This window comes from Microvirga lotononidis (assembly GCF_034627025.1).
Taxonomy (GTDB): domain Bacteria; phylum Pseudomonadota; class Alphaproteobacteria; order Rhizobiales; family Beijerinckiaceae; genus Microvirga; species Microvirga lotononidis.
Genome location: NZ_CP141048.1, coordinates 4,516,487 through 4,542,322 on the forward strand (window position 1 = coordinate 4,516,487; position 25,836 = coordinate 4,542,322).

The following is a 25,836-nucleotide window of genomic DNA, read 5'->3' on the forward strand; positions in this document are numbered from 1 at the left end:
TCAGCGCTGGCAGGCGCTCGGGGCCTGTACGTCCAGGCTCTTCAACTCGCCCTTCAAGGCGAAATCGCCGTAATCGAGCTTCAGGTTGCGGCTGACCCCATTTTCGTAGAGCTCGAACGAGATCGTATAGACCGGCCCCCGGTCGCCCTTGCCTTCCTCGAAGTAGCTGATGGTCACGGGCCAGCGTGCGACCGAGGCGAGCTTCTCGCCCTGGGCGACGTCCTCGAGCGACGCGGTCGCGGCGCCCGCCTCGATCTTCCGCCCGATCAGGCCCAGGGTGTCGTAGACCTTGTCGCCTTTGTTCGAGCCGTCATAGACCTTCACGGACAGAGTGCTGTCCCCGCGCCGTCCGGCCTCGATCAGGCGCTTGAGGTGCTCGGTTGGGAACACCGTCTCGCCCGTCGCCTCGAACGCCTTCCTCTTCGGCTGCTTGAGATCGACATTGAGCCTGCCCTGGGGCGTGAGCTTGGCATCGCCGTCGACTTCCCCGTCCTTGATCATGCCCTGACGAAGCGACGTGGACTTGAAATGCATGGAACGACCGTCGCCCGCCTCGTAGGTCGCGGTCTGGATGTCGACGGTGTTCGAACCGGTCTCGCTGCTGTTGAGGATGGTGACCTGACGGTATTTGAGGGTGTAGCCGTCGCAGGCGTCGCCGCCGAACTCCATGGCGATGCGACCCCTCGCATTGTCGACGCCATTGGAGTTGCCGCCCCGCAGGAGGGTGAGGTCATAGACCGCCCTATGAGGCACCAGCTGAACGGGCGGCTTTGCCGTTTCTGCAGAAGCCGGCACCAGCGCGGCGATGGACAGACCCGAGGCTACAACGAGGAACCGCATCTCAACTCCCGATCCTATGGCAGCCAAGATAGGATCCTCTTGCGGACAGGGCAATGTTCCCGCTTGCGTCCTTACGGCTCATCCGCCACTACTCCGCACGGATGATGTCACGGAACGAGGCTTCCATGAGCGCAGTCGACAAGAAACTTCAGGAATTGGGTATCACTCTCCCGACGCCGGCCGCGCCGGTTGCGAATTATGTCCCGTTCGTTCGGACCGGGAACCTGATCGTCATTTCCGGGCAGCTCTGCCTCGGCCTCGACGGCAAGCTCGCCGACGGCCACAAGGGCAAGCTCGGCGCGGAGATCTCGCCCGAGATCGGCCAGGAAGCGGCCCGCCTGTGCGCCATCAATCTGCTCGCCCAGCTCAAGGCCGCCGTCGGCGATCTCGACAAGGTCACCCGCTGCGTCCGTCTCGGCGGCTTCATCAATGCGGTGCCGACCTTCGCGGCCCTCGCCCCGGTCATGAACGGCGCGTCGGACCTGATGGTCGAGGTTCTCGGCGATGCGGGCCGTCACGCCCGCTCCACCATCGGCGTCGCGGAACTGCCCCTCGATGCCTGCGTCGAAGTCGAAGGAATGTTCGAAGTCCAATGAGCACCCCGAGCTGGCTCGTCGCGAAGCCCATCGCCCATCGCGGCCTCCATAACAAAACAAACGGCATCATCGAGAACACGGTCTCGGCCGCGGAGGCCGCCATCGCGCGCGGCTTCCCCATCGAGCTCGACGTTCAGCTGACCGCCGACAACGAGGCCATCGTCTTCCACGATTTCGAGCTCGACCGCCTCACGGGCGAGACCGGCCTGGTGGCCGAGCGGAAGCTGTCCGCCCTGACCGGAATCGACATCTCCGGCACGATCGGCGGCGACAAGATTCCGTCCTTCAAGGATTATCTCGCCACGATCGCCGGACGCACGCCCCTGGTCATCGAGATCAAGAGCAAGTTCAACGGCGACATGCGGCTCACCAAGCGGGTCATCGAAATCCTGGCGGATTACGGCGGCCCCTTCGTCGTGAAGTCGTTCGATCCGGATATCGTCGCCTATCTTCGCGAGAATGCGCCGAACATCACCCGCGGCTTCATCGGAGAGCTGGAATATGCCTCCAAGTCGGACAGCTTCCTGTCCCCGGAGCAGAAGCACCGGATGGCGAACCTGCTGCATTTCTCCGAAACGCAGCCGCACTTCCTGTCCTGGCGCGTGAAGGACATTCCCTGCGCTTCGACCCATCTGATCCGGCTCCTGGGCCATCTGCCGGTCATGACCTGGACCGTGCGCAATCCGGAAGACCGCGCCCGCGCGGAGAAGCACGCCGACCAGATGGTCTTCGAGGGCTTCATACCCTGACGCTTTGCCGCAATGGTTGCAAGGATCCCGCCAAGCGCTTAGCTCTTAACCCGCAAAGGCGAGATCCTTCCACCCAGTGACGATCCAGGTCAAAATTGCCCAAGGTCTCGGTGCGGTTTCCGCCGCCGACTGGGACGCTTGCGCCCTCGGGAGTGGCTCGGGCGACGACGACCCGCACAACCCCTTCGTGTCCCATGCCTTTCTGTCCGCGCTGGAAGATTCCGGCTGCGTAGGGGCAAAGACGGGCTGGGCTCCTCTTCATGTCCTGTTCGAGGACGAGGCCGGGACGATTCTCGGCGCGGCCCCCTGCTATCTCAAGTCCCACTCGATGGGCGAATATGTGTTCGACCATTCCTGGGCCGACGCCTATACCCGCGCAGGCGGACATTATTACCCGAAACTCCAGGTCGCGGTGCCTTTCACGCCGGCAATGGGTCCCCGCCTTCTCGTGCCCCACGGCCCTCGGGCGAGCGAGATCCGCTCTTATCTGATCGGGGGATTACGAGCGCTGCGGGAGCAGACGGGCGCGTCCTCCATCCACGCGACCTTCCTCCAGGAAGAGGATCTGAAGGCGCTGACGTCGGAGAGGTTTCTGCGCCGGGACGACCAGCAATTCCACTGGTTCAACGACCATTACGGCAGCTTCGAGGATTTCCTGGCCGCACTTGCATCCCGCAAGCGCAAGGTCATTCGGCGGGAGCGGCGCGATGCCCTGGCGGACGGCATCTCCATCGACTGGGTGACGGGTCGCGATATCACGGAAGCCCATTGGGACTCCTTCTTCGCGTTCTACATGGATACGGGCTCGCGCAAATGGGGCCGTCCCTATCTGAACCGCCGCTTCTTCTCCCTCATCGGGGAGCGCATGGCCGATCGGATCCTGCTCGTCATGGCCAAGCGGAACGGGCGACACGTCGCCGGAGCGATCAACTTCATCGGCGACAAGCGCCTCTATGGCCGCAACTGGGGCTGCATCGAGGACCATCCCTTCCTGCATTTTGAGGTCTGCTACTATCAGGCCATCGAGTTCGCCATCACGCGCGGCCTGGACCGCGTCGAAGCGGGAGCGCAGGGAGAGCACAAGCTCGCCCGCGGCTACAGGCCCGTGATCACGTCGTCCGCCCACGACATCGCCGATCCGTCCCTTCGCCGCGCGGTCCAGGACTACCTGGAGCAGGAGCGCCTCTACGTGTCCGAGGCCGCCGAGGAGTTGTCTGAGTCCACTCCGTTCCGGCACCGCGACGAGGATTGAGATCGGAGCCCCAGCGGCAGCACTTTGCTCTTCGGAATCCCGCTCACGTCCTGGCCGGACTTCGCCCGGCCAGGATCACCGGTCCAAGGCCGGTGATGGCGTGGGGTCGCGATGCCCGTCGGGGCTTTTCGTGCCTCAAGGCGCGCTTTGGCGCGAGGACCGGACGTAGGCTGTGAATCCCGCGAGATACTGGCGCAGTTGCTCTTCGATCTTCTGATCCGCGAAAGTGCCATCCTGGTTGAAGACCGTCTGCGCGCGCGACACCATCAGGCGACCCGTGGCCCAGAAATCGGTCCTGAGAGTCCGCAGGACGGGAAGCCACGCATTCTGGGACAGGATCGTCCCGAAGCCCCCCGGCGAGGCCCCGATAACCGCGACAGGCTTGCCGCCGAAGACACGCTTGATGTCCGAATCCGGCCGGGACAGCCAGTCGATGGCGTTCTTGAACACACCGGGAATGGAGTTGTTGTATTCCGGCGTGACGAGAAGCAGGCCGTCCGCGGCCGTGATGGCGTTCTTCAACTCCGTGACCCGAAGGGGAATGCCCTCATTCACTTCGACATCGGCATCGTAAAGCGGGATGCCCCGGATCGACTCGACAACGAGTTCCGCACCCTCGGGCATGAGGCCGGCCGCGTTTCGCAGCAGCGCGGAGTTGTACGAGGCTTGGCGGAGGCTTCCCGAGAGACCAATCAGCTTCGTCACATCAACCTCATCGCTTGGCGGAAACCCAATCACAGATTAATGATTTCTGCTTCAGCACCGCCCCTCAAGGCTATCGGTATGGAACGATGCAAGTCAAATGAGAGGACTTGCAAACGGTGCAATTGCGTTCCGCGCCACCACAACGCGAGCCAAGCTCTGGAAAAAGCGGGACGCCGTTTCATATGTGGACTATGCCCGTCACGTTCCTCTCCCGAACTGCCAGTTGTTCATGAACATTGTCCACGTCAGCGTATTGAGCGAGCCCATCTGATGCGGGAGCCTGGGACCTGGGGACCCGACTTCCTTGCAAATGGGGGGGCCATGGGCGATCGCATTCGCCATCACGATTGGTCATCTACATCTGTTGGCCCCATCGAGACTTGGCCGCATTCCCTGCGTACGGCCGTAAGCATCATGCTTCACTCGAAGTTCCCGACCTACTTGATATGGGGTCGGGAGCTGGTGAGCTTCTACAATGATGCCTATACGCCGGTCCTGGGCTCGAAGCCGGACGCCTTGGGACGCCCCTTTCGCGCCGTGTGGGCGGAAGCCTGGGAGACGGTCGGCCCCATTGCCGAAAAGGCCCTTCTCGGACAGGCCAGCTATTTTGAAGACCTCCCCATCACCATCGAGCGCAACGGTTATCCGGAGCAGACATGGTGGACCTTCTCGTACAGCCCCATCCACGACGAGACGGGCCGTGTCGGCGGGATCCTCTGCATCGTTCATGACACGACCGCGAAGGTTCTCAGCGAACGTCGCCTCGAGTTTCTCGTAGGCCTGAGCGACCGCCTGCGCGGCTTGAACGAGCCCGTCGAGGTGATCGCGGCGGCGCAGGAAATGCTCGGCCGGCATCTCAAAGCGAGCCGTGTCGGCTATGGCGAGGTCGAAGCCACGGCCCGCTTCTTTACGACGGAGCGGAACTGGACGGATGGCTCCGTTGCCCATCGGACGGGGACCCACGACCTTGCGGCGTTCGGCCCGGAGATCCATGGCGCTCTCAAGCGCGGTGAAACGCTCGCCGTCCATGACGCAGCTTCAGACCCGCGCGTCAACTCGTCCGAACAGCTTGGCGCCTTCGTCTTTCTCGAACTTGCTGCCGTCGTCACGGTCAGCCTGATCAAGCGCGGACACATGGTTGCCGCTCTCTATGTTCATGACAGGAGGCCCCGCCACTGGAGTCCGGGCGAGATCAAGCTCATCGAGGATGTGGCCGAGCGCACCTGGGATGCGGTCGAAAGGCTCCGATCAGAAGCGGCCCTGCGCAAAAGCGAGGAACGGCTCCAACTGGCCCTGGACGCCGCGAGCGTCGTAGGAACCTGGGATTGGGACATTCAATCGGATCTCGTTTACGCGGACGAGCGCTTCTCCTCCCTCTACGGTGTCGATCCCGAGGCCGCTGCGGCGGGAGCTCCCATCGCCAATTTCGTCAGCGGCATTCACCCGGACGACCATAGCCGGATCGAAGAAGAGATCCGGCGCAGTGTGGAAAAAGGCGGGACGCTGGCTGCGGAGTACCGCACGATCGACAAGAGGGGCCAAATTCATTGGGTCTTCGCACAGGGGCGCTGCTATCACGCGGGCGGCCAGCCCGTCAGGTTTCCAGGAATCTCCGTCGATATCACCGAGAGGAAGAAGGCCGAGGAGCACCGTGAGCTTCTGATCAATGAACTGAATCATCGGGTGAAGAATACCCTGGCGACCGTCCAGTCCATCGCTTTCCAGACCCTTCGGAACGCGGACAATCCGGAAGCGGCGCGAGCGGCCATGGAAGCGCGCCTGCTCGCCCTGTCCCGGGCTCACGACGTGCTCACGCGTGAAAACTGGGAGGGCGCCAGCCTGATCGAGATCGTCAGGGGAGCCATGGCTCCCTATCGCCACGAGCGCGAGAACCGCCTGCATCTGGAAGGTCCGAATGTCCGCCTGACGCCGCGCATGGCGCTCGCGATTGCGATGGCCCTGCAGGAACTCGCCACCAACGCAGTGAAGTACGGTGCGCTCTCGAACGTGGGCGGTGAGGTGCAGATCTCTTGGCTTGTCAAACGGAAGAGCGAGAAGCGCCTGCATCTGACCTGGTCCGAAAGTGGCGGACCGCCGGTCCAGCCTCCTCCGCGACGTGGCTTCGGGACCCGATTGATCGAGCGAAGCCTGGCACAGGATCTCAACGGCGACGTACAGATCGCATTCGCCCCGTCAGGCGTCATCTGTACGGTCGATGCGCCCATCGCTCAAATCTAGCATGAACCGGCAGCCCGCCGGTTCATGCTGTCTCGACACCACGGCCTTTTGGTTCGGTCATTCTCAGTCGATGAAATCGACAGGTGTTCCTTTCTCGACCATCTTGGACAGGGCCTGCACGTCCCAGTTCGTCAACCTCACGCAGCCGTGGGAATAGGCTTTTCCGACCTTCTCGGGTTCCGGCGTCCCATGGATGCCGTAGGATTCGATGGAGAGGTCGATCCAGGTGCTTCCGACAGGATTGTTCGGCCCGGGCTTGATCTCGAACTTCTCCTTGGCCTTGACGCCCTTGAAGCCATAATCCGGGTTGTACGTGTAGTTCGGGTTCGGGGCGACCGCGCGAACCTTGTACGATCCGCTGGGTGCAGGCTTTTCCTCGCTGCCGATGGACGCCGGATAGGTGGCGACGACCGACCCGTCCTTGTTCAGGACGCGCAGGATGTGTTCGTTCTTCACGATCTCGATCTTGGCGGCCTTTTCGGCTTTCTCCGAATCCGCCGGTTTCGCCGCGACATTGGCGACGAGGATGGATGTCCCGGCCTTGTCTAAGGATTTGCCGGGGTTCAGGACCTTGAGCAGGTCCATGTCCATGTGAAACTTCTCGGCCAGAAGCTCCTCAGGACTTGAATAGCCGAGGTAATCGAGCTTGGCCTGGTCTTCCATCTTTTCCGGAATGGTCATGAAAGGACCTTTTACGTCCTCCCCCTTGATCGTGTACTCGACCAGGGCTGGATCGGACGATGTCTCCTTGAGCTTGGACCAGGCATCCTCGTCGAGATTCCCGTCGGGTTTGAGATCGTGCGCCGCCTCGAACGCCTTGATCGCGTTCCGCAGGTTCTCTCCGTTGCGCCCATCGATCACGCCGGGCGAGAAGCGGGCTCTATCGAGCAGAACCTGAATCTTGACGATAGCCGGATCGGTCTCCTTGCTCCTGCCGCTCTCGGCCGACCACTCGGCTTTGTTCACGGCTTCCAGGTTCAACTCCGGAGGCGCAGCCATCGCCGGCCGCAGCAGACACAGGATTCCAAGGGCGATATACGCAACGCGTTTCATGACCAACTCCACCGGCAAGGTCGTGGACAGAAAAGCCGCGGGAGGTACCCTCTGTTCCCACGGATCTACTGACAAATCCTGTAGTCGCCCTTGCGCTGGCGCAGATCGAGGTGAAGGTGGTTGCCATGGTCCGCATCTGAGCCCGGACCGAGCACCGTGTTGAAGATCGGACAGGCGGCTTTGCGGATTGCAGACTGGAACGTCGCTTCCGGAGAATTCTCCTCATGGCTGCCGACCGTCAGCGCCGGCCGTTTGGCGAACTCGAACCCCATGACATCGAGACCATTGCCAAAGGCATGTTCGCTCAGTTTCGCTCCGTTGCGCTGATCACGACACTGGTAGGACGTGCCGATGAGGACTTTCGTCGGCGCGCTCTGGAACTGGCGCTCCGCTTCAGGGGCGACGACGTCGTTCATCCAGCGGGTCATGCTCTCGGCCACCGGACAACCCATGAGGGATGCTGGCACCACCGCAACGCCGTTCGGCAATGCGGAGACCAGGACCGGATTTTCGATCCTGCAATTGTTTTCCTGGACCGGCGGCCTGCTCTCGAAGCGCAGACCGAGCTGCGTGAGGCGCTGGAGGCAGGCATCTTCTGCCGCGCTTCCGGTTTCGGCTTTCTGTTCCGGAGGAGCTTCATTCTCCGGCACTTTTTCGGCACTGGGCTCAGGAGCGGCGGAATGATCCGGCCTTGGCGGCGGCAGTGGCGCCGGCTCGGCGAGATGATCGGGCCTGGGCGGAGGGAGCGGCGGCGCATCCTGAGCCAAGACGACGGAAGCCAGCACCATTCCTCCAATGATGCTCATCATCCCGACAACCGTGCGGCGACTACGCTTCATGCCGCCTCCTACTCTCAAGCTACCTCTGTCTATAACCCCCATGCGCTAAGGTTGGGTTCCATCTGAGTCTTTCGCGCGCCTTGCTCTCAGAGCAGGACGCTCCACAATTGATGGATCGATGGAGGGCCGTCATGAGGGCAGTTCCGGTGACGGATATCAATTCCGCTACGAGTTTGTCGCTCGTCTCGACCGTGAGCGGGGAGCATGGAAGTCCCTGCACGAAGCGCATCCAGGAGCTGGAAGAACGCGTTGCCAGGCTTCGCGCCGAACTTGACGACGCCACGGCGGCTTTGGAGCTTGAGAAGGCCCGGACGCCGGTGCCTGGCGACTTCGTTCGCTGCCCCCTTACCCACTTCTTCGGGCAGGTCACCAGGGTCACACCCCGGCCCAATGGCAGGCCGTGGGTGGAGATCGTCCCCTATCTCGGCCCGAACCTGCCGGGCCACTCATCCATGGACCTGTTCGACAGCTGGGAACTGATCGATGCGCCGGCGGACGAGGCTGCCGAGGGTTCCGCGAGGCTGCCGATGATCGCGCCCTTCATGCCGAGGACGACCGCTCTGCTCACGTCGCACTCCGAAGAGGTCGAGGTGGAAGAAGCGCTCAAGCAGCTTTGGGCGCCTGCGAACCGGGTCACGTCGTAGCGCCGACTCCGGAGAACATCGCCTGCAACAATTCCAAGTATGTCGCGTTGGCCCTGCGGCTTCGCCGCCTGCGAAGCCTGAACGCGTGGCATGCGGGAAGCCTGACTGTGTATGCCCTTCCCCTCGTCTGCCACCGTATCAAAAGCGCTCGAGCAAGGGATGACAGCCATGGCAGACGATGGGCAGAGTGTACGCCTTCAGGTCGCGAACGCCCGGCCGGACGATTCCGGCCGTGGACTTGCGCGCATAAGCCGCCAAGCCCTCGCCGAGATCGGCATCCAGGAGGGCCAAGCCATCGAAATCGTCGGCAAGCGTCACACCACCGCCATCGCCGTCTCCCCCTATCCCGAGGATGAAGGCCTGAACATCATTCGCCTCGACGGTCTGCAGCGCGTCAATGCGGGCGTGGGCAGTGGCGATCACGTAGAGGTGAAGCGGGCGGAGGTTCGCCCGGCAACCCGGGTCGTGCTTGCTCCGGCCCAGAAGGGACTGCGTCTTCAAGGCTCGGGCGATGCCCTGAAGAGAACCTTCTACCAGCGTCCCCTGGCGGCAGGCGACGTGATTTCCACTTCGGTCTATTCGCAACGCTCGTCCGGCCAGCGGCTGCCGGAGGAAATGCGTGGCTTCCTCAACATTCCCGCCTACGGGCTCCAGGAAATCCGCCTTGTCGTGGTCTCGACCCAGCCGCGCGGCATCGTACATGTGACGGCCGAAACCGAGATCGAGCTGCGCCCGCAATTCGAGGAGCCGCGGGAGGCGCGCCGCGCCGATGTGACCTATGACGATATCGGCGGCCTCGGCAGCACGGTCGATCAGGTGCGCGAGATGGTGGAACTGCCGCTTCGCCACCCGGAGCTCTTCCAGCGCCTCGGCATCGATCCCCCGAAGGGCGTCTTGCTCTACGGACCTCCCGGCACGGGCAAGACCAGGCTCGCGCGGGCCGTCGCCAACGAGACGGAGGCGCAGTTCTTCCACATTGCCGGTCCCGAGATCATGGGAAGCCACTATGGCGAGTCGGAGCAGCGGCTGCGGCAGGTTTTCCAGGAAGCGCAGCAGAACGCCCCCGCGATCATCTTCATCGACGAGATCGACAGCATCGCGCCCAAGCGCGAAGAGGTCACGGGAGAAGTCGAGCGGCGGATCGTGGCCCAGCTGCTCACGCTCATGGACGGCCTGGAGCCGCGCCAGAACATCGTGGTCATCGGTGCGACGAACCGGCGCGAAGCGATCGACGAGGCTCTCCGCCGCCCGGGCCGCTTCGACCGGGAGATCGTGATCGGCGTGCCGGATGAACTGGGGCGCCGGGAAATACTCGGCATCCATACCCGGGGCATGCCCCTGGGCGAGGACGTGGATCTGGAAGACATCGCCCGCACGACCTATGGTTTCGTCGGGGCCGATCTGGCCGCCCTCGCCCGCGAGGCCGCCATGGATTCCCTGCGGCGCATCCTGCCCGGCATCAATCTCAAGGACGGGATCCCGTCCAACGTGCTCGAGAGCCTGCAGGTGACGCGTCAGGACTTCATGAACGCCATGAAGCGCGTTCAGCCCTCGGCCTTGCGCGAAATCATGATCCAAGTGCCCAACGTGACCTGGGACGATATCGGCGGGGTCGAAGAGGCCCGCACCCGGTTGCGCGAGGGGGTGGAACTGCCTCTCAAGAGCCCGGAATCCTTCCGCCGCCTCGGCATTCGCCCGGCCAAGGGATTTCTCCTGTTCGGGCCTCCCGGCACCGGCAAGACGCTTTTGGCGAAAGCCGTCGCCCGTGAGGCCCAGGCCAATTTCGTGGCGACGAAATCCTCCGACCTTCTTTCGAAATGGTATGGCGAATCCGAGCAGCAGGTGTCCCGCCTCTTCGCCCGGGCCCGTCAGGTCGCGCCGACCGTGATCTTCATCGATGAGATCGACTCCCTTGCTCCGGTCCGCGGCGGCGGCCTGGGCGAGCCTGCGGTGACGGAGAGGGTCGTCAACACGATCCTGGCGGAAATGGACGGCCTCGAGGAGTTGCAGGGCGTCGTCGTCATGGCGGCCACGAACAGACCGAACCTCATAGACCCGGCCCTGCTCCGCCCGGGGCGTTTCGACGAGTTGATCTACGTCCCGGTTCCCGATGCGCAGGGACGTCGCCATATCCTGGGGATCCACACCAAGGCGATGCCGCTCGGCCCGGACGTGGATCTCGATGCGATTGCGGAGCGGACAAGCCGCTTCACAGGAGCGGACCTCGAGGATCTCACCCGTCGTGCCGGCCTTCTCGCCTTAAGGGAATCGCTCCAGGCGGAGCACGTGACCATGGCCCATTTCGAACAGGCTCTGCGCGAAACCCGCCCCTCCGTCACACCGGAAATGGAGCGGGAATACGAGGACATGCTGCGGACTCTCAAGCAGGAAGGCCCTCAGCGTCAGTCCATCGGCTTCCTTCCGCTGAGACAGGCGGCCGAGTAGGTCCGGATCGCTACCATCAAAAACCCGATGGCACGCCGTCTATGCCATCGGGTTTTCTTGATTCTCTCATGAAAAAAGCGCGGGCGTTGCCGCCCGCGCCTTTCATGGATTGTTTCGGGCTTAGTAGCCGCAGGCGACGGGAATGCGGGTATCCCGGGTGTTCGGGTCCAGAACCGTCCGGCAAGGCACGCCATTCACCGTGCGGATCTCATGCGGAGCCGCATAGGGATCGGGCGAGCCCATCGGCACGGGAGCTACCATCATGGGACCAACCGGTGCGGGAGCAATGCTGCCCGTCGAGACCACGTCGCCACCCACCGGCGCAACGACGCTGCTCACCTGACCGGCACAAGCGATCGGGATACGCGAGCTTCGATTGCTTGGGTCGAGCACCGTGCGGCAAGGCACGCCGTTGAAATAGCGGATCTCATGCGGAGCGGCCTCCGGGAAGAGCGAGCCGGGCGTTCCGGAAATCGCCGGAGAGGACTGCGCCAACGCAGCACCCATGCCGCTAAGAACCATAAATCCAGCGCCAGCGAAAATCGCGAGCTTCTTCATCGGTGTCTCCAGTGCTTTCATTGAGGATGGCTGTTCGCCACGCAAGACACAGGCTAAACGCATGGGAAGCAATTCGTTTCCAACCGTAATTGGACCACACAGAGTTGTGATTGTCGCACATGAATAAAGCACAGCTTCGTCAACGTTAAGCTTGAGAGTGAAGACCTGCGAGAAATATTCAAATACTTACTTACAAATATAGCACTATTAATCGTCATACACTTTAGCTATTCAAAATTTCGGCGCAGCCGGATACCGATTTGCCGCTACCTGGGACTTCGCTGATGCCTGGTGGCCAGCCAAAGCCCGGCCGCGACGCCGGCGAGTCCGAGCAAGACACCGGGTGTCAACGGTTCACCGAGAAGCCAGACACCGAGCAGCGCCGCCGTGATCGGGCTCAGCGACAGGAACACCGTCACTCGGGTCGGGGTCGTATGCTTGAGCGCCCAAAGCCAGAGGACATAGCCGACACCACTCGACACGCCGATGAACAGAACCGCGCCCCACGCTGATGAAGCAAGGCGCAGTTCCTGGGTAAAGAGCCCTTCAACTCCGGCAGGGCCCGCCAGAAAGACCACAGAGGCCAGCATGGCCCAAGCCCCGACGGGCAGGGTCGGGTAACGGGCGAGATAAGGTCGATACAGCACGGAGCACAGGGCGCCGCACAGAGCGGCAGAGAGCACCAGCAGAACCCCCAGCCATTCACCGGTCGCGCTCTGCACAGCGAGCCCCTCGCCCAGGGCCACGCCGACCCCGATGATCGTTAGGACAACACCGGCGACTTTGGTCCCGCTGAGATTCTCGCGGCCCGATACAGCCGCGATGATCATGGTCATCAGTGGAAAGGTCGAGAACAGGAGCGCCGCTCGGGTGGGCGGGATGAACCGGAGCCCAAGGTTCAACAGCGCGATCAGAATCCCGAACTGCACGATGCCGAGCCCCATGACGACCAGCAGGTCGCGAACGGCGAACCGGACCCGCGCGCTCATCAGCAAGGGCGGAACAAGGCAGAGAACCGCAATGGCGTAGCGCAGGAAAGCCAGCGATGCCGGGCCGATCTCCTGGACGACGAAGCGCGTCGCCACCATGGCGGCGCCGACCTGAACGCCCGTCGCGGCGGCCGCCATCAGGGCAAGCGCCTCCCGGCGCCTCACAGAGCGAGATCCCAGGTCTGCCCGACGAGATCCTTTCCGAAGGAATGATGCCCCTCTTCCTTCACCAGCGTGAAGCCCGCTGCCCGATAGATGCTGCACGCTGCCACGAGCACATCGTTCGTCCACAGGGTCAACGTCTTGTAGCCCTTCGCCTTGGCAAAGCTGATGCACTCGTCGACCAGTCTTCTGCCGAGGCCGAGCCCTCTGGCCGAAGGCTCCACATAGAGCAGCCGGAGCTTCGCGACCTGATCGGAAGCGCGCACGAGAAAGACACTGCCGATGATCTCTCCATGCCGCTCGGCGATCCAGCAGCGTTCCCATTGCGGGTCGAAATTCTTGACGAAGACCGCGGCAATCTCAGCCACCAAAGCCTCGAAGGTTTCGTCCCAACCATATTCCTGGGCGTACAGAAGCCCCTGTCGGTGCGCGATCCAGCCGATATCTCCGATCCGGTGTGGGCGCAGGCTGTAGGGAGGATCAGATCTCGAACCATCGCCGATCAGACGTTCAACCGTGGCCATGGATTGGACGAGTTGCTCCCGCTCGCCGGACGAGAGTTCCGACAGCATGGCGGCCACCTGGATCGCGGAAGCCTGGTTCAGCGGCGCGAATGCGGCAAGGCCCTTTTCCGTCAGGGATAAGAGAAATTGGCGCCTGTCATCCTTGGAGGGGGAGCGCCGAAGCAGGCCTTTTGCGTCGAACCGCTTCAGCAGGCGGCTGAGATAGCCGGCATCGAGGCCGAGCTCTCGCCCCAGATCGGCGGCCGTCACCGGGTCGCGGTGGGCGAGTTCGTAGAGCACGCGCGCTTCCGTCAGCGAGAATGCACTCTCCAACAACCCCTCGTTCAGAAGGCCGATTTGGCGCGTGTAGAAGCGGTTGAAGCTTCTGACCTTCTCGATCTGCTCGTCCGTGGGCAAATTCGGCATGTGCGACATGGCGGCCTCCCACGGAAGATTCTCGCCAATTATTGACTTAGTCAACTATTTTCGCGATCGGCAAAGCCTGTTGCAACTTGCCTCATGACGTCATGTTCGGCCCTGTGCCGGTGGCCTCGATCGGAGAGGCACGGCGCTTTTCAGCGCCGGGATGGCCGGAGATGATCCTCGGATCAAGTCCGGGGACGGCCATGACGGGGCGGATGCTCGTCCCGCTCACGCAGCCGCGTCGATGGCCAGACGTCCCTCATGGATTGCGTGGCAGGCCACTCCCCCGACCAGGGGCGGGATTTCGGCCCGGCACCGCTCGTTGGCGAAGGGACAGCGCGGGTTGAAGGTGCAGCCGGTCGGCGGGTTGATGGGGTTGGGGATCTCGCCGCGCACGGGGATGCGCTGGCGCCCGGTCATCCCGATATCCGGCACCGCATCCAGCAGCATGCGGGTATAGGGATGCTTCGGATGGGCGAAGAGCTCGCGGCCATTGGAGATCTCCACGATGCGTCCGAGATACATCACGCCGATGCGGCTCGCCATATGGCGCACGACAGCGAGGTTGTGGCTGATGAACAGGTAGGTCAGCCCGAGGCGATCCTGCAGGTCGCGCATGAGGTTGAGGATCTGCGCCTGGACCGACACGTCCAGCGCGGAGGTCGGCTCGTCGCAGACGATGAACTCCGCGTTGGATGCAAGAGCGCGTGCGATGGCGATGCGCTGACGCTGACCACCGGAGAATTCATGCGGGTATTTGCGGCCGTCCGCCGGATGCAATCCGACCAGCGACAGGAGCTCACCCACCCGGTCTGCGATGTCCTTCTCGCTCTCGATCAGGTGAAAAGCCCGGATCGGCTCGGCGACGATGCGGTCGACCTGCCAGCGCGGGTTGAGGCTTGCATAGGGGTCCTGGAAGATCATCTGGATGCGGCGCCGCAGGCGCTGGCGCTCGGCAGACGCGGCCCTGCTCGACATGGAGACGCCGTCGATCATCACCTCTCCGCTCGTGGGCGGCAGGAGACCGACGACCATCCGCGCCACCGTCGACTTGCCCGAGCCGGATTCGCCGACGAGAGCGAAGGTCTCACCCTTGGCGATGCTGAAGGAAACGCCGTCGACCGCCTTCAGGTATTGCTTCTCTCCGCCCTCGAGAACTCGGTTGAGCCAGGGCTTGGAAACGTCGAACACACGGCGCAGGTCTTTGACTTCGACATAAGAGTTCTCGGTCACGCGACGGCCTCCGACCGGACGGAAGATTGATCGTAGAGATGGCAGGCGACGCGATGATCGCTGTGCTGGACGGGCTCCGGCCGTTCGACCCGGCAGCGGTCGAATACATAGGGACAACGCGGGTTGAAGGCGCATCCTGGCGGAATGGCCGAGAGGCGCGGCATCGAGCCGGGGATCTGCACGAGACGATCCGTGTCGCTTTCAAGGGATGGAATCGCGCCCATCAGGCCCTTTGCGTAGGGATGAAGCGGGTTTTGCACCACCTCGCGCACGGGCCCGATCTCCGCGATTCGGCCCGCATACATGACGGCGACCCGATCCGCCGTTTCGGCGATCACGCCCATGTCGTGCGTGACCAGCATGATGGCCGTGCCGTGCTCGCGGCCGAGCCGCTTCAGCAACGCGATGATCTGCGCCTGGACCGAGACGTCGAGGGCAGTCGTCGGTTCGTCGGCGATAATGAGTTCCGGCTCGGCGCACAGAGCCAGCGCAATGACGACGCGCTGGCGCATGCCGCCCGAGAATTCATGCGGGTAGCTGTCGATCCGCTTGTCAGGTGCGGGAATGCCGACTTCGGCCAAAAGATCGATGGCACGCTTCCTCGCGGCTGCGGACGAGAGATTCGTATGCGTGCGAATGGTCTCGACAAGCTGTTCGCTGACCCGGTAGAGCGGGTTAAGGCTGGTGAGCGGGTCCTGGAAGATCATGCCGATGCGCTTGCCGCGCACCCTGCGCATCTCCTCCGGCGGCAGATTGTCGATGCGAAGCCCCGAGAGGAGGACTTCGCCGCCGGCGATCCGCCCGGGAGGGTCGATGAGGCCGATGACGGCCGATCCCGTCACGGATTTGCCCGCGCCGGATTCGCCGACGACACCGAGCACTTCGCCCTTCGCGATGTCGAAGGATATGCCGTCGATGGCTTTCAGGACCCCGCGCCGGGTCACGAACTCGACCCGCAGGTCACGAACGGAGAGGACAGGTTGCGTCATGAGCGATCCTCTCATCGCAGCTTCGGATTGAGCGCATCGCGCAGCCAATCACCCAGGAGGTTGATGGCGAGCACCAGCAGCGCGAGGGCGATGCCCGGAAAGGCGATGATCCACCACTCACCGGAGAATAGGTAATTGTTGCCGATGCGGATGAGAGTGCCGAGCGAAGGCATGGTTTCCGGCATGCCTGTGCCGAGGAAGGACAGGGTCGCTTCCGTGATGATCGCGAGCGCGAGGTTGATCGTGGCGATGACGAGCACGGGGCCGAGCACATTCGGAAGGACATGCCGGAACATGATCACCGGCGCCGGCAGGCCGATGAGCTTCGCGGCGGCGATATAGTCCTTGTTCTTCTCCACCATCACCGAGCCGCGAACCGTGCGGGCATATTGCACCCAGAAGCTCAGTCCAATGGAGAACACAAGGACGGACAACGTCGTCACGCCGTCGAGCTGCCCACCGAGCACGGACTTCACCACGCCATCCACGAGAAGGGCAATGAGGATCGCCGGGAATGTGAGCTGCACATCGGCGACGCGCATGATGATCGCGTCCGTGGTGCCGCCCACATAGCCCGCGATGAGCCCGAGCGCGATCCCGAGCGTGGCCGAGAAGGCGACGCCCAGGAAGCCGACGGCGAGCGAGATCCGCAGGCCGTAGAGGATGGCCGAGAAGATGTCGCGCCCCTGCTCGTCCGTGCCGAGCAGGAAAGGCGCCTGCCCTTCCGCATCCCAGAGCGGCGGCAACCGGCTGTTCAGCAGGTCGAGCTGCGCCGGATCGAAGGGATCCTGCGGCGCGAGGCCGGCGAGAACGGCCGCCGCCATGAACAGGAACCCCACGAAGGCTGCCGCCATCGTCAGCTTCGACCGTTTGAAACTCGCCCAGATGTCGCTGTCGAAGAAACGGCCCACCCATGTCATCGGCTGCGATTGAGGCGCGGGCGCCGCTTGAACTGCTTCCGCCATCTCCGCCTCCTCAGGCCGGTTGCCGGATCGACGTCCTCAGGCGAGGATCGACGATGGTGTAGAGGATATCGACCGCGAGATTGATCGCCACGAAGATCAGTGCCACGAGCATCAGATAGGCGGCCATGATCGGGATATCGACGTTCTGAACGGCCTGGACGAACAGCAGGCCCATGCCCGGCCACTGGAATACGGTCTCCGTGATGATCGCGAAGGCGATCACGGAGCCGAACTGCAGGCCCACGATGGTGATGACCGGCACGAGGGTGTTCTTGAGCGCATGCCCGAAATGGATGGCCCGAGTCGTGAGCCCCCGCGCCCGCGCGAACTTGATGTAGTCTGTGCGCAGGACTTCCAGCATCTCGGCCCGGACGATGCGCATGATCAGAGTCATCTGGAACAGGCCCAGCGTGATCGACGGCATGATGAGCGCCTTCAAGCCCGACAGGGTGAGGAGGCCGGTCGTCCACCAGCCGATCCGCACGGTGTCGCCACGCCCATAGGACGGCAGCCATCCAAGGGTGACGGAGAAGAGGTAGATCAGCAGAATGCCGATCAGGAACGTCGGGAGAGATATGCCGATGAGGGAAACCGTCTGGAAGATCTTCGCCAGGAAGCTGTCCCGCTTCAGACCGGAATAGACGCCCATAAGCACGCCGAAACCCGTGGCGAAGAGGGTGGCGCAGAATGCGAGTTCGAGCGTTGCCGGCATCCGCTCCGCGAGAAGCGTCGAGACCGGCTGGCGGAATTGGTAGGACACGCCGAAATTGCCCGTGGCCGCACGTGTCAGGTAACGGGCGAACTGCACCGGAACGGGATCGTCGAAACCCAGGGAACGGCGGACCTGCTCCCGTTCGGCGGCGGGAGTATCGAGGGAAACGATCTGGTTCACCGGATCCCCGGCGAACCGGAACATAGCGAACGAAATGATTCCGACGGCCAGCAGAACGCCGATGGCTTGAAGGGCGCGCCGGATGATGAATGCGAACATGCACAATCTCTTGATCGCTGCGCCCCGGACAAAACGTTTGCCCGAGACATTCGAAAGAACTGTCCCGGACAGCGACAGGCTGTCCGGGACGAGCGATCAGGCGCGGACTATTCCTTTTTCTGCGCCCAGTAGAGCAGCACCTGGTTGTCGGCGCGCTGCGGCAGCGTCACCTTGTTCGACACGCCCCAGGCGAGGGCCTGCTGGTGCAGCGGGATGTATCCGTACTCGTCGAAGGTGATCTGATAGGCCTGCTTGATCAGCTGATCGCGCTTTTCCTTGTTGCTCTCGACCAGGATCTTGTCGGTCAGGTCGTCATGCTGCTTGTTGCAGAAGTTGCCGAGGTTCGACTCGCCACGGGACGATTGCGGATTGTCGCGGCAACCTTCGATGTCGAACAGCACGTTGTGGCTGTCGAAAGTGCCGGGGGTCCAGCCCAGCAGATAGAAGGAGGTGTTGTAGTTGCCCGACTTCAGCACCTTGCCGAAATACTGCGCCTTCGGCTGGGACATCAGGTTCACCTTGACGCCGGCACGCGCCAACATGCTGACGACAGCCTGACAGATCGCTTCGTCATTCACGTAGCGGTCGTTCGGGCAGTCCAGCCCGACTTCGAAGCCGTTCGGATATCCCGCATCGGCGAGGAGCTTCTTGGCGCCTTCGAGATCGTATTTCGGCCGTTCGAAATCCTTCGAGAAGGCGAAGAGCTGCGGGGCGATCATGAGGGCGGAGGGGGTCGACATGCCGCGCATGACGCGGGACTTGATCGTCTCGATGTCGATCGCCTTGTAGAAGGCTTCGCGGACGCGCTTGTCCTTGAACGGGTTCTTGCCCTTCACGTTCGAGAACAGGAGTTCGTCGCGTGTCTGGTCGAATCCGAGGAAGATGGTGCGCAGTTCCGGGCCCGCGAGCACCTTCGCGTTGGCGGTGCCGTTGACGCGCTGGACGTCCTGCAGCGGAACCGGTTCGATCACGTCCACTTCACCCGAGAGCAGCGCGGCGACGCGCGTGGCATCGGAGGCAATGGGAGTGAAGACGATCTCGTCGAGATTGTGCTCGACCTTGCCCCACCAATCCTTGTTAACCTTGAAGACGGTCTTCACGCCGGGCTGGTGGCTTTCGATCTTGAAAGGGCCCGTCCCATTGGCATTCAGGGACGCGAAGCTCGGAGTCGTCGCGGCAGCCGGGGTCGGCGCCACGCTGTTATTGGCCTCCGCCCATTCCTTGTCCATGATGTACCAGGTATCCCACTGGGCATTCATGATCGGGTTCGGAGACTTCAACTTCACGTCGACCGTGTAATCGTCCACCTTCACCCATTCCGAGCCGCTGGGAACGCGCGTCTGGAAGTTCGAGCCCGTGGCCCGCACACGATCAGCGGAGAAGATCACATCGTCGGCGTTGAACGGATTGCCGTTGTGGAATTTCACGTTCTTGCGCAGGAAGAGCCGCCAGGTCAGGCCATCCTCGCTGATCTCCCAGCGCTCCGCCAGGCCCGGCTCGATGGACAGGTCCTTTCCACGCTTCGTCAGGCCCTCATAGACGTGCCCGTGATGCGCGATGGTGGTCGTCTCGTTCAGGGTATAGGGATCGAGCGACTTCAGGTCGCCCTGGTTTGCGTAGCGCAGCGTCACGGCCATGGCCGGAAAAGCAACGCCGGCCATGAGCGTCGCAACACTCGCGACGAGAAACTTCGAACGGATCGTCATGGTGTGTCTTTCTCCTCTGGAGGTCCCGCGTCTTTGCGCGATGTTCTTTTGTCGGAAGCCCGGATTTTCCGTTGTTTCTTCCGTCGGGCATGAAGTTAGGCAGGAAAGTGGCCGACGGTCTAGCCCTGACTTGGCCCGTCTTGCTCAGCATTTAGGCACAGAGATCGCCGATCAGACGGCGCAGGGTCGCCTCTCCGGCCTGGAACTCGCTGACCTCGATATATTCGTCCGGCTGGTGAGCCTGCGCGATGTCGCCGGGCCCGCAGACGACCGTCGACCAGCCGACGCGCTGGAACAGCCCGGCCTCCGTCCCGTAGGACACCACATGGGTTCCGTTGTCCCCGGTCAGGCGCCGCATCAGCCGCTCGGCCGCCCCGTCCGTTTCCGGCCTGAGCCCCGGCACCTCGGCGATGAGTTCGACGGCGACGCCCGTGTCGGGCGCGATCGCCTTCATCCGAGGCTCGATCATCTCGCGGATATAGGCCTCGTAGCGGGCGAGATAATCCATGGGACTCTCCGTCGGGATCGCCCGGATGTCGCTGAAGAACCATGCGGAGGACGAGACCACGTTGGCGGCGTTGCCGCCCGCCATCATGCCGCAATGCAGCGTCGTGTAAGGCGGCTCGAACGGATTGCCCGGATCCGCGTTCCGCCGGTTCTCCTCCATCACGTCCTCATGCCAGGCGATCAGGCGCGCCGCATTCATGACGGCGCTCACGCCCTGGTCGATTCGGCTGGAATGGATGGCGTACCCCGTCACTTGGGTGCGCAGCTGCACGGAGGCCTTGTGCCCCGTCACCACCGCGTGACGGGTGGGCTCGCCGACGATCACGGCGGAAGGCGCCGGGATGGTCTCCGCCATTGCCTTCACCATCGACGGTGCACCGCGGCAGGCGATCTCCTCGTCGTAGGACAGAGCGATATGAATGGGCCGCTTGAGAGGTGCGCGCACCATCTCGGGCACCAGCGCCAGAACGAGGGCATCGAAGCCTTTCATGTCGGTTGCGCCACGACCGTAAAGGCGACCGTTCTTCTCCGTGAGAGTCCAAGGATCGGTGGTCCAGTTCTGCCCTTCCACCGGCACCACGTCCGTATGACCGGACAGGACGATGCCGCCCTCCACCTGCGGCCCGATGGTGGCATAGAGGTTCGCCTTGTCGCCCTCCGGACTCATGACCATGCGGCTTTCGACGCCGTGACTGTTCAGCCAGTCTCGACAGAAATGGATGATGTCGAGATTGCTGCTGGTCGAAATGCTCGGGAAGGCAACCAGACGCGCGAGCATTTCACGAGGTGACAGGGACATCAGGCACATCTCCTTGGATCAGACGTAAGCATCCGATCCTATCGAGCTCGCGGTCAAGCCGGTTTTATCGGCGCTTATTTCAATCCCTGCCCGTTGACGAAGCAGCGACGCCGCTCGCATGATCCCGTCGCCTGCCTCGACCGAACGGCTCTCACCTCGCCCGCCGCTCCCACGGATACACACATGACCGCATTCGACGTGACGCTTTCCGACATCGAAGCTGCCCGCAGCCGTATCGCGGGACGCGTCAGGCGCACTCCGGCTTACGAAAGCGCCGATGTTTCCGCTCGGCTCGGCCGGCGCACCGCGCTGAAGATGGAGGCGCTGCAGCTTGCGGGATCCTTCAAGGTGAGAGGCGTCTTCAACAAGGTGCTGACCCTCAGTGCCGAGGAGCGCGGTCGCGGCCTCGTCACCGTCTCGGGCGGCAATCACGCCATTGCGGTTGCACGCGTAGCGGGAACGCTCGGACTGGATGCTCTCGTCCTGATGCCGAAGACGGCGGCCCGGTTCAACATCGATCTGACCACGAAGTTCGGCGCCCGGGTGGAACTCTGCGACGATGCGGCGGAAGCCTTCGCCAAGGCCGAGGATTATCAGCGCCATGGACGGCTTTTCGTGCATCCCTATGACGACCCGGCCATTATCGCCGGGCATGGGACGCTCGGCCTCGAATTCCTCGAGGACATTCCGGACCTGACCCATGTGTTCGTTTCCATCGGTGGCGGCGGCTTCATGTCCGGCGTGGCGGCCGCCCTGAAGGCGAAGCGCCCGTCATTGACGGTCTACGGCGTGGAGCCGACGGGCGCACAGACCATGACGGAAGCTCTCAAGGCGGATCAGCCGGTCACGATCCGCCCGACCTCCATCGCCCGAACCCTCGCGGCGCCCTTCGCCACCCATCGCACCGTCGCGGCCGCCAAGCTCTTCCTGAACGAGATCCTGCTTGTGGACGATGAACCGGTCATCGCCGACGTGAGCTGGCTCCTCCAGACGGAAAAGCTCCTCTGCGAGCCGGCAGCCGCCTGCGTCCTGACCGCCGCCGAGACCGTTGCCCCATCCCTGCCGGACGACAGCGTCATCGGCCTCGTGCTCTGCGGCTCCAACCTGTCCCTGGAGGATCTCGACGCTTGGCGCCGTCGATCCGTCTAGATTAGGTTCTCGTAACACCCTGCCCTACTCCCATACCGGACCCTGGGGCTGTGCGGAGGCCACGGCATGCCGGATCTATCGACCTTCCTCACATTCTATGCCGCCGTGCTGGCCCTCCAGCTCGCCCCCGGCCCCGATATGGTTCTCCTGCTCAGTCGCGGCGTGGGACAGGGCCGGCGGACGGCCGTGCTGACGGCCATCGGCATGACCTTGCTGGCCGGCCTCGTCCAGCTGCCTCTCCTGGCCCTGGGCGTCACGTCCCTGATCAAGGCCTCGCCTCTGGCGTTCGAGCTGCTTCGGTGGGCCGGCGCCGCCTATCTCGTGTGGCTCGGAGCCAAGCTGCTGATCGGTTCGTTCGGCCCCCACAGCCTCGTCCGCAAGGCCCCGCAGCCCGTCTCGGACTTGGCGGCCCTAAGACAAGGCATGATCAACAATCTGACCAACCCAAAGGCCATGGTGTTCATGCTGGCCTTCCTTCCTCAGTTCGTCGATCCCGCCAACGGATGGCCCGTGACGGCCCAGCTGCTGTTCCTGGGCGGCGTCCAGAAGATCTCGGGATTCTTCATTCTCGGCGCCGTCGCGGTCGGGACCGGAACGATCGGTGAGTGGCTCGCCCGGCGACCCGCCCTGATCGCCTGGCAGGAGAGGTGCGCCGGGCTCATCATGGTGGGACTCGGCCTTCGCCTCGCCTTGTCCGGCGACGCCTCGGCCCTGCGCCGCTAGAGCATTTTCGGCGAAGTGGACCCGGTTCGCCGTCAAACAATGCGGCTCGGCAAAGAAGTGAGGTGATTCCTCGCAAGTGGAATCACCTCCAGGTCCCTCGCCTTACCTTTCATTAAGGCTGTTTCGAAAGCGTACCGCCCTCCATGGAGCCTCCTTGGGCAGGAACCGTTCTCTCACCAGAGTGAGTTCTTTCGAGGAAAGCCACCATGAAGGGAAATTCGTTCTGCTTCGCCATTCTGGCGCTTGCTCTGGCAGCCGGATGGCAGCCCGCGCGGGCCGCTAGCTTCGATTGCGCCAAGGCGGAGACGCCCGATGAGAAAGCGGTTTGCGCGGATCGGGCGCTGAACGATCAGGATGTCGAGATGTCCGTTCTCTATACGCAACTCAAGCCCCTGCTGGGCATGGGAGCGCGGGGCGACATGGAGGACGCGCAGGTCGCCTGGCTCAAACGGCGAGAATCCTGCGGCGGCGACAGAGCATGTCTGGGAAGAGTCTATGAGGAACGCGTATTGCAGCTGAGGGGCGGGTTCGAGGCCCTCGCGAAGCGGGGTCCCTTCTGATCGCACCAACAAAAAGCCCCGCACGGAGGCGGGGTCTTGCGCAACAACGCAGGAGTCGAGCAAACGCGATAAGCGATTGCCGAGAGCGCTGTGGCACTGGGGGCGCCGTGGGGCGCTCTCAAGACAGCTCATACCCCTTCCTGGCGTTATAACCTACATATCTTCGCGGAAATGGTTAAGCTTCCGTCTCACTCATGGGAGGGATCCGCGATGAAGTGTCTTGGCACACGCCTGCCCCGCCGTGAAAATGCCACCTTGGCCGCACTTCCTTAACGTCAACCACACGGGACGAAACATGCGCGCCATCCTCGCACTGCTTTGCCTCTTCTCGGGCCTGCCGGACGACACACCGGCGGAAGGTTTCGACGCGACCCAAGAGAAGACCGAGAGGTATCGGGCGTTCCTGTCCGAGCTTGCCTCCTGGGACACGTCACCCAGCATCGAAACAGCGACCGACCTGCCCGAAGGTTTGAAGCAAGCCGTCGAAGCCTGGACCGGCTCACGCCAATAACTGTCCCGCCGGTCCCAAGTCTCCACAGAAGGTGCGAGATGTTCCTTACGGTTGTTCGCCGACCGCGACTTTCCACGCCGCATGCGATTTCAGGGGTTGCGCCAGAGGCCGTTAAAAGTTAGATCAACCAAGCCTTTCGGCAGTCGGAGCGTAGCGCAGCCCGGTTAGCGCACTAGTCTGGGGGACTAGGGGTCGGAGGTTCAAATCCTCTCGCTCCGACCATTTATTTCTTGAAGCTCGAAAGTTGTCCAAGCCGGCCGCAAGGCCGGCTTTTTGCTGTCGAACCTCCATTCCGGACAGCGGGCCTAGCATCGATCCCCGGCGGGTAGACCGAACGAAAAACCCGCCTCAGCCGAGGCTGAAGCGGGTGAGTCTCAGGAGCAATCCTTGGAGGGATCACATCCAAACTCGATCCGGACCGGAATGTTTCATCGGCCGGGGTGCGGCGTTCCGGCCCATCGCGCGGGCCCGTGTTTTTCGGTCCTACGGGAAGCCGAACTTCTTCGAAGCAACAGTCGTTCATATCCAGCCGCGGGCGGGAACGAAGGATCTTGCCGTGAAGGAAACCGAGTCCGTGTACAAAATGGAGGAGGAGCGCGTGAGCCCGAGCACTCCTCCCATCGAGCCCAGCGTCCTGGCGTCGGTTCTTGAGCGCAATATCGACGCCTTGCGCCACAAGCGGCGGGAGGAGGAGCGGAAGGCGAGTCTTCAGGATCGCATCGCGGAAGTCATCACCCGCTTCTCGGGCAGCATGGCTTTCGTCTATGTGCACCTGCTGCTCGTGGCGGGCTGGGTCGCGGTCAATCTCGGGCTCATTCCGGGGGGGCCGGTCTTCGATCCGACATTCGTCATCCTCGCGACCTTTGCCTCCGTCGAGGCGATCTTCCTCTCGACCTTCGTGCTGATCAGCCAGAATCGCGCCGCAGCGGAGGCCGACAGGCGCGCGGAGCTGGATCTCCAGACAAACCTGCTATCGGAACACGAGATTACGCGCCTGCTGACCCTGACCCGCGCCATTGCCGCACATCTGGGCATCAGGGAAGCAAACGATCCGGACCTGGAGGAATTGGAGCGACACGTCGCGCCTGAGAAAGTGCTCGACAGGCTGACGGACGGCGAAAGTCGCCGCTCGCCTTGAAGGCGCGGGGATCGCGGCTCGGGATCTCGGAGAAATGGTGGGCGGTGAGGGACTCGAACCCCCGACCTGCGGTGTGTAAAACCGAAGCTCTACCAACTGAGCTAACCGCCCGATGGACCTGACATAAAAAGAGAAGGCCAACAACGCAAGCGTCGTCGGCCCTCTTTAGCAGGGAAGTTCGCCAGGACAGCGATTACTTCGCGTTGACGGCATCCTTCAGGCCCGCGCCGGCGCGGAACTTCGGGGTCTTGGAAGCGGGAACCTTGACCTTCTCGCCGGTGCGCGGATTGCGCGCCTCGCCGGCAGCGCGGTTGGTCACAACGAACGTGCCGAAACCGACGATCTTGACCTCATCGCCCTTCTTCAGAGCGCCAGTGATCGCCTCGATGGCGGCGTCGATCGCGTCACCAGCCTGGCCACGCGAAAGGCCCACCTTGTCGGCGACGGCCGCAACGAGCTCGCCTTTATTCATAGTCCTATCCTCCAGTGATCACGGCAGTCGCAAAGGAAATGGTCCACCGTTTCAGGGACAACCCGTTTGGCGCAAAGCTTGTCCGTACGCAAGTCCC

At 63.0% G+C, this 25,836-nt stretch carries 25 protein-coding genes and 2 tRNA genes; 12 read left to right on the top strand and 15 right to left on the bottom strand.

The window, feature by feature from the left end:
- Positions 1 to 840 carry a cell envelope integrity EipB family protein gene (locus U0023_RS21310; RefSeq protein ID WP_009490993.1) on the bottom strand — a complete coding sequence of 280 codons (840 nt, stop codon included), beginning with the start codon at positions 838 to 840 and terminating at the stop codon, positions 1 to 3.
- Positions 841 to 965: 125 nt separating this feature from the next.
- On the opposite strand from U0023_RS21310, the gene U0023_RS21315 reads away from it, so the two are divergent.
- From U0023_RS21315 to U0023_RS21325, 3 genes are all read left to right on the top strand, one after another.
- Positions 966 to 1,436: a RidA family protein gene (locus tag U0023_RS21315; RefSeq protein ID WP_009490992.1), complete on the top strand. Its 471-nt coding sequence runs from the start codon at positions 966 to 968 to the stop codon at positions 1,434 to 1,436.
- A complete protein-coding gene (locus tag U0023_RS21320; protein ID WP_009490991.1) occupies positions 1,433 to 2,185 on the top strand; it encodes a glycerophosphodiester phosphodiesterase family protein in 753 nt (250 codons plus the stop codon). The genes U0023_RS21315 and U0023_RS21320 overlap by 4 nt, the downstream gene beginning before the upstream one ends.
- Positions 2,186 to 2,261: 76 nt before the next feature.
- Positions 2,262 to 3,437 carry a GNAT family N-acetyltransferase gene (locus tag U0023_RS21325; protein ID WP_009490990.1) on the top strand — a complete coding sequence of 392 codons (1,176 nt, stop codon included), beginning with the start codon at positions 2,262 to 2,264 and terminating at the stop codon, positions 3,435 to 3,437.
- Positions 3,438 to 3,572: 135 nt separating this feature from the next.
- On the opposite strand, the gene U0023_RS21330 is transcribed toward U0023_RS21325, so the two are convergent.
- Entirely contained in the window at positions 3,573 to 4,142 is a 570-nt protein-coding gene (locus U0023_RS21330) for an NADPH-dependent FMN reductase (RefSeq protein WP_009490989.1), read from the bottom strand.
- Positions 4,143 to 4,604: 462 nt separating this feature from the next.
- Here U0023_RS21330 and U0023_RS21335 point away from each other — a divergent pair, with 462 nt between their 5' ends.
- Complete coding sequence (locus U0023_RS21335; RefSeq protein WP_052600485.1) at positions 4,605 to 6,380, top strand: HWE histidine kinase domain-containing protein; 1,776 nt, start codon at positions 4,605 to 4,607, stop codon at positions 6,378 to 6,380.
- A 63-nt stretch (positions 6,381 to 6,443) separates the two neighbouring features.
- Here U0023_RS21335 and U0023_RS21340 read toward each other — a convergent pair whose 3' ends face one another.
- The gene (locus tag U0023_RS21340) at positions 6,444 to 7,433 is read right to left on the bottom strand and encodes a L,D-transpeptidase family protein (protein WP_009490987.1); all 990 of its coding nucleotides are present in this window, start codon (positions 7,431 to 7,433) and stop codon (positions 6,444 to 6,446) included.
- Between the two features lie 65 nt (positions 7,434 to 7,498).
- A complete protein-coding gene (locus U0023_RS21345) occupies positions 7,499 to 8,272 on the bottom strand; it encodes an extensin-like domain-containing protein (RefSeq protein WP_009490986.1) in 774 nt (257 codons plus the stop codon).
- Positions 8,273 to 8,403: 131 nt separating this feature from the next.
- On the opposite strand from U0023_RS21345, the gene U0023_RS21350 reads away from it, so the two are divergent.
- Together U0023_RS21350 and U0023_RS21355 are read left to right on the top strand one after the other, a co-directional pair.
- Positions 8,404 to 8,916: a bZIP transcription factor gene (locus tag U0023_RS21350; RefSeq protein ID WP_009490985.1), complete on the top strand. Its 513-nt coding sequence runs from the start codon at positions 8,404 to 8,406 to the stop codon at positions 8,914 to 8,916.
- A 168-nt stretch (positions 8,917 to 9,084) separates the two neighbouring features.
- The gene (locus tag U0023_RS21355; protein ID WP_040638257.1) at positions 9,085 to 11,361 is read left to right on the top strand and encodes a CDC48 family AAA ATPase; all 2,277 of its coding nucleotides are present in this window, start codon (positions 9,085 to 9,087) and stop codon (positions 11,359 to 11,361) included.
- 120 nt (positions 11,362 to 11,481) lie between these two features.
- On the opposite strand, the gene U0023_RS21360 is transcribed toward U0023_RS21355, so the two are convergent.
- The 9 genes from U0023_RS21360 to argE form a co-directional block, all read right to left on the bottom strand.
- On the bottom strand, positions 11,482 to 11,919 hold the full coding sequence (locus U0023_RS21360) for a hypothetical protein (protein WP_009490983.1): 438 nt from the start codon (positions 11,917 to 11,919) through the stop codon (positions 11,482 to 11,484).
- Positions 11,920 to 12,185: 266 nt separating this feature from the next.
- Entirely contained in the window at positions 12,186 to 13,073 is an 888-nt protein-coding gene (locus tag U0023_RS21365) for a DMT family transporter (protein WP_210160997.1), read from the bottom strand.
- Complete coding sequence (locus U0023_RS21370) at positions 13,070 to 14,008, bottom strand: bifunctional helix-turn-helix transcriptional regulator/GNAT family N-acetyltransferase (RefSeq protein ID WP_009490981.1); 939 nt, start codon at positions 14,006 to 14,008, stop codon at positions 13,070 to 13,072. Before U0023_RS21370 ends, U0023_RS21365 begins: the two co-directional genes overlap by 4 nt.
- Before the next feature lie 216 nt (positions 14,009 to 14,224).
- Positions 14,225 to 15,187 (bottom strand): ABC transporter ATP-binding protein, encoded by a 963-nt coding sequence (locus tag U0023_RS21375; RefSeq protein WP_052600505.1) that lies wholly within the window; start codon positions 15,185 to 15,187, stop codon positions 14,225 to 14,227.
- A gap of 38 nt (positions 15,188 to 15,225) precedes the next feature.
- Positions 15,226 to 16,218: an ABC transporter ATP-binding protein gene (locus U0023_RS21380; RefSeq protein WP_009490979.1), complete on the bottom strand. Its 993-nt coding sequence runs from the start codon at positions 16,216 to 16,218 to the stop codon at positions 15,226 to 15,228.
- A gap of 11 nt (positions 16,219 to 16,229) precedes the next feature.
- A complete protein-coding gene (locus tag U0023_RS21385; RefSeq protein WP_009490978.1) occupies positions 16,230 to 17,183 on the bottom strand; it encodes an ABC transporter permease in 954 nt (317 codons plus the stop codon).
- Positions 17,184 to 17,193: 10 nt separating this feature from the next.
- Positions 17,194 to 18,174 (bottom strand): ABC transporter permease, encoded by a 981-nt coding sequence (locus U0023_RS21390; RefSeq protein ID WP_009490977.1) that lies wholly within the window; start codon positions 18,172 to 18,174, stop codon positions 17,194 to 17,196.
- A gap of 107 nt (positions 18,175 to 18,281) precedes the next feature.
- Entirely contained in the window at positions 18,282 to 19,835 is a 1,554-nt protein-coding gene (locus U0023_RS21395; protein ID WP_407667420.1) for an ABC transporter substrate-binding protein, read from the bottom strand.
- 196 nt (positions 19,836 to 20,031) lie between these two features.
- Positions 20,032 to 21,186 carry an acetylornithine deacetylase gene (gene argE / locus U0023_RS21400; RefSeq protein ID WP_009490975.1) on the bottom strand — a complete coding sequence of 385 codons (1,155 nt, stop codon included), beginning with the start codon at positions 21,184 to 21,186 and terminating at the stop codon, positions 20,032 to 20,034.
- Between the two features lie 183 nt (positions 21,187 to 21,369).
- Between argE and U0023_RS21405 the strand changes: the two genes are divergently transcribed.
- The 6 genes from U0023_RS21405 (at position 21,370) to U0023_RS21430 (ending at position 25,267) form a co-directional block, all read left to right on the top strand.
- Positions 21,370 to 22,335, top strand: coding sequence for a threonine ammonia-lyase (locus U0023_RS21405; RefSeq protein WP_009490974.1), 966 nt, complete (start codon positions 21,370 to 21,372; stop codon positions 22,333 to 22,335).
- A gap of 66 nt (positions 22,336 to 22,401) precedes the next feature.
- The gene (locus U0023_RS21410) at positions 22,402 to 23,058 is read left to right on the top strand and encodes a LysE family translocator (RefSeq protein ID WP_009490973.1); all 657 of its coding nucleotides are present in this window, start codon (positions 22,402 to 22,404) and stop codon (positions 23,056 to 23,058) included.
- A gap of 206 nt (positions 23,059 to 23,264) precedes the next feature.
- On the top strand, positions 23,265 to 23,618 hold the full coding sequence (locus U0023_RS21415) for a lysozyme inhibitor LprI family protein (protein ID WP_009490972.1): 354 nt from the start codon (positions 23,265 to 23,267) through the stop codon (positions 23,616 to 23,618).
- A 295-nt stretch (positions 23,619 to 23,913) separates the two neighbouring features.
- Positions 23,914 to 24,129: a hypothetical protein gene (locus U0023_RS21420; protein ID WP_009490971.1), complete on the top strand. Its 216-nt coding sequence runs from the start codon at positions 23,914 to 23,916 to the stop codon at positions 24,127 to 24,129.
- A gap of 144 nt (positions 24,130 to 24,273) precedes the next feature.
- Positions 24,274 to 24,351 (top strand) — tRNA-Pro (locus tag U0023_RS21425).
- A gap of 334 nt (positions 24,352 to 24,685) precedes the next feature.
- Entirely contained in the window at positions 24,686 to 25,267 is a 582-nt protein-coding gene (locus U0023_RS21430) for a DUF1003 domain-containing protein (RefSeq protein WP_083861351.1), read from the top strand.
- Positions 25,268 to 25,302: 35 nt separating this feature from the next.
- On the opposite strand, the gene U0023_RS21435 is transcribed toward U0023_RS21430, so the two are convergent.
- Positions 25,303 to 25,378, bottom strand: a tRNA-Val gene (locus tag U0023_RS21435).
- 82 nt (positions 25,379 to 25,460) lie between these two features.
- Positions 25,461 to 25,739 (bottom strand): HU family DNA-binding protein, encoded by a 279-nt coding sequence (locus tag U0023_RS21440; protein ID WP_009490969.1) that lies wholly within the window; start codon positions 25,737 to 25,739, stop codon positions 25,461 to 25,463.
- Positions 25,740 to 25,836: the final 97 nt, after the last annotated feature.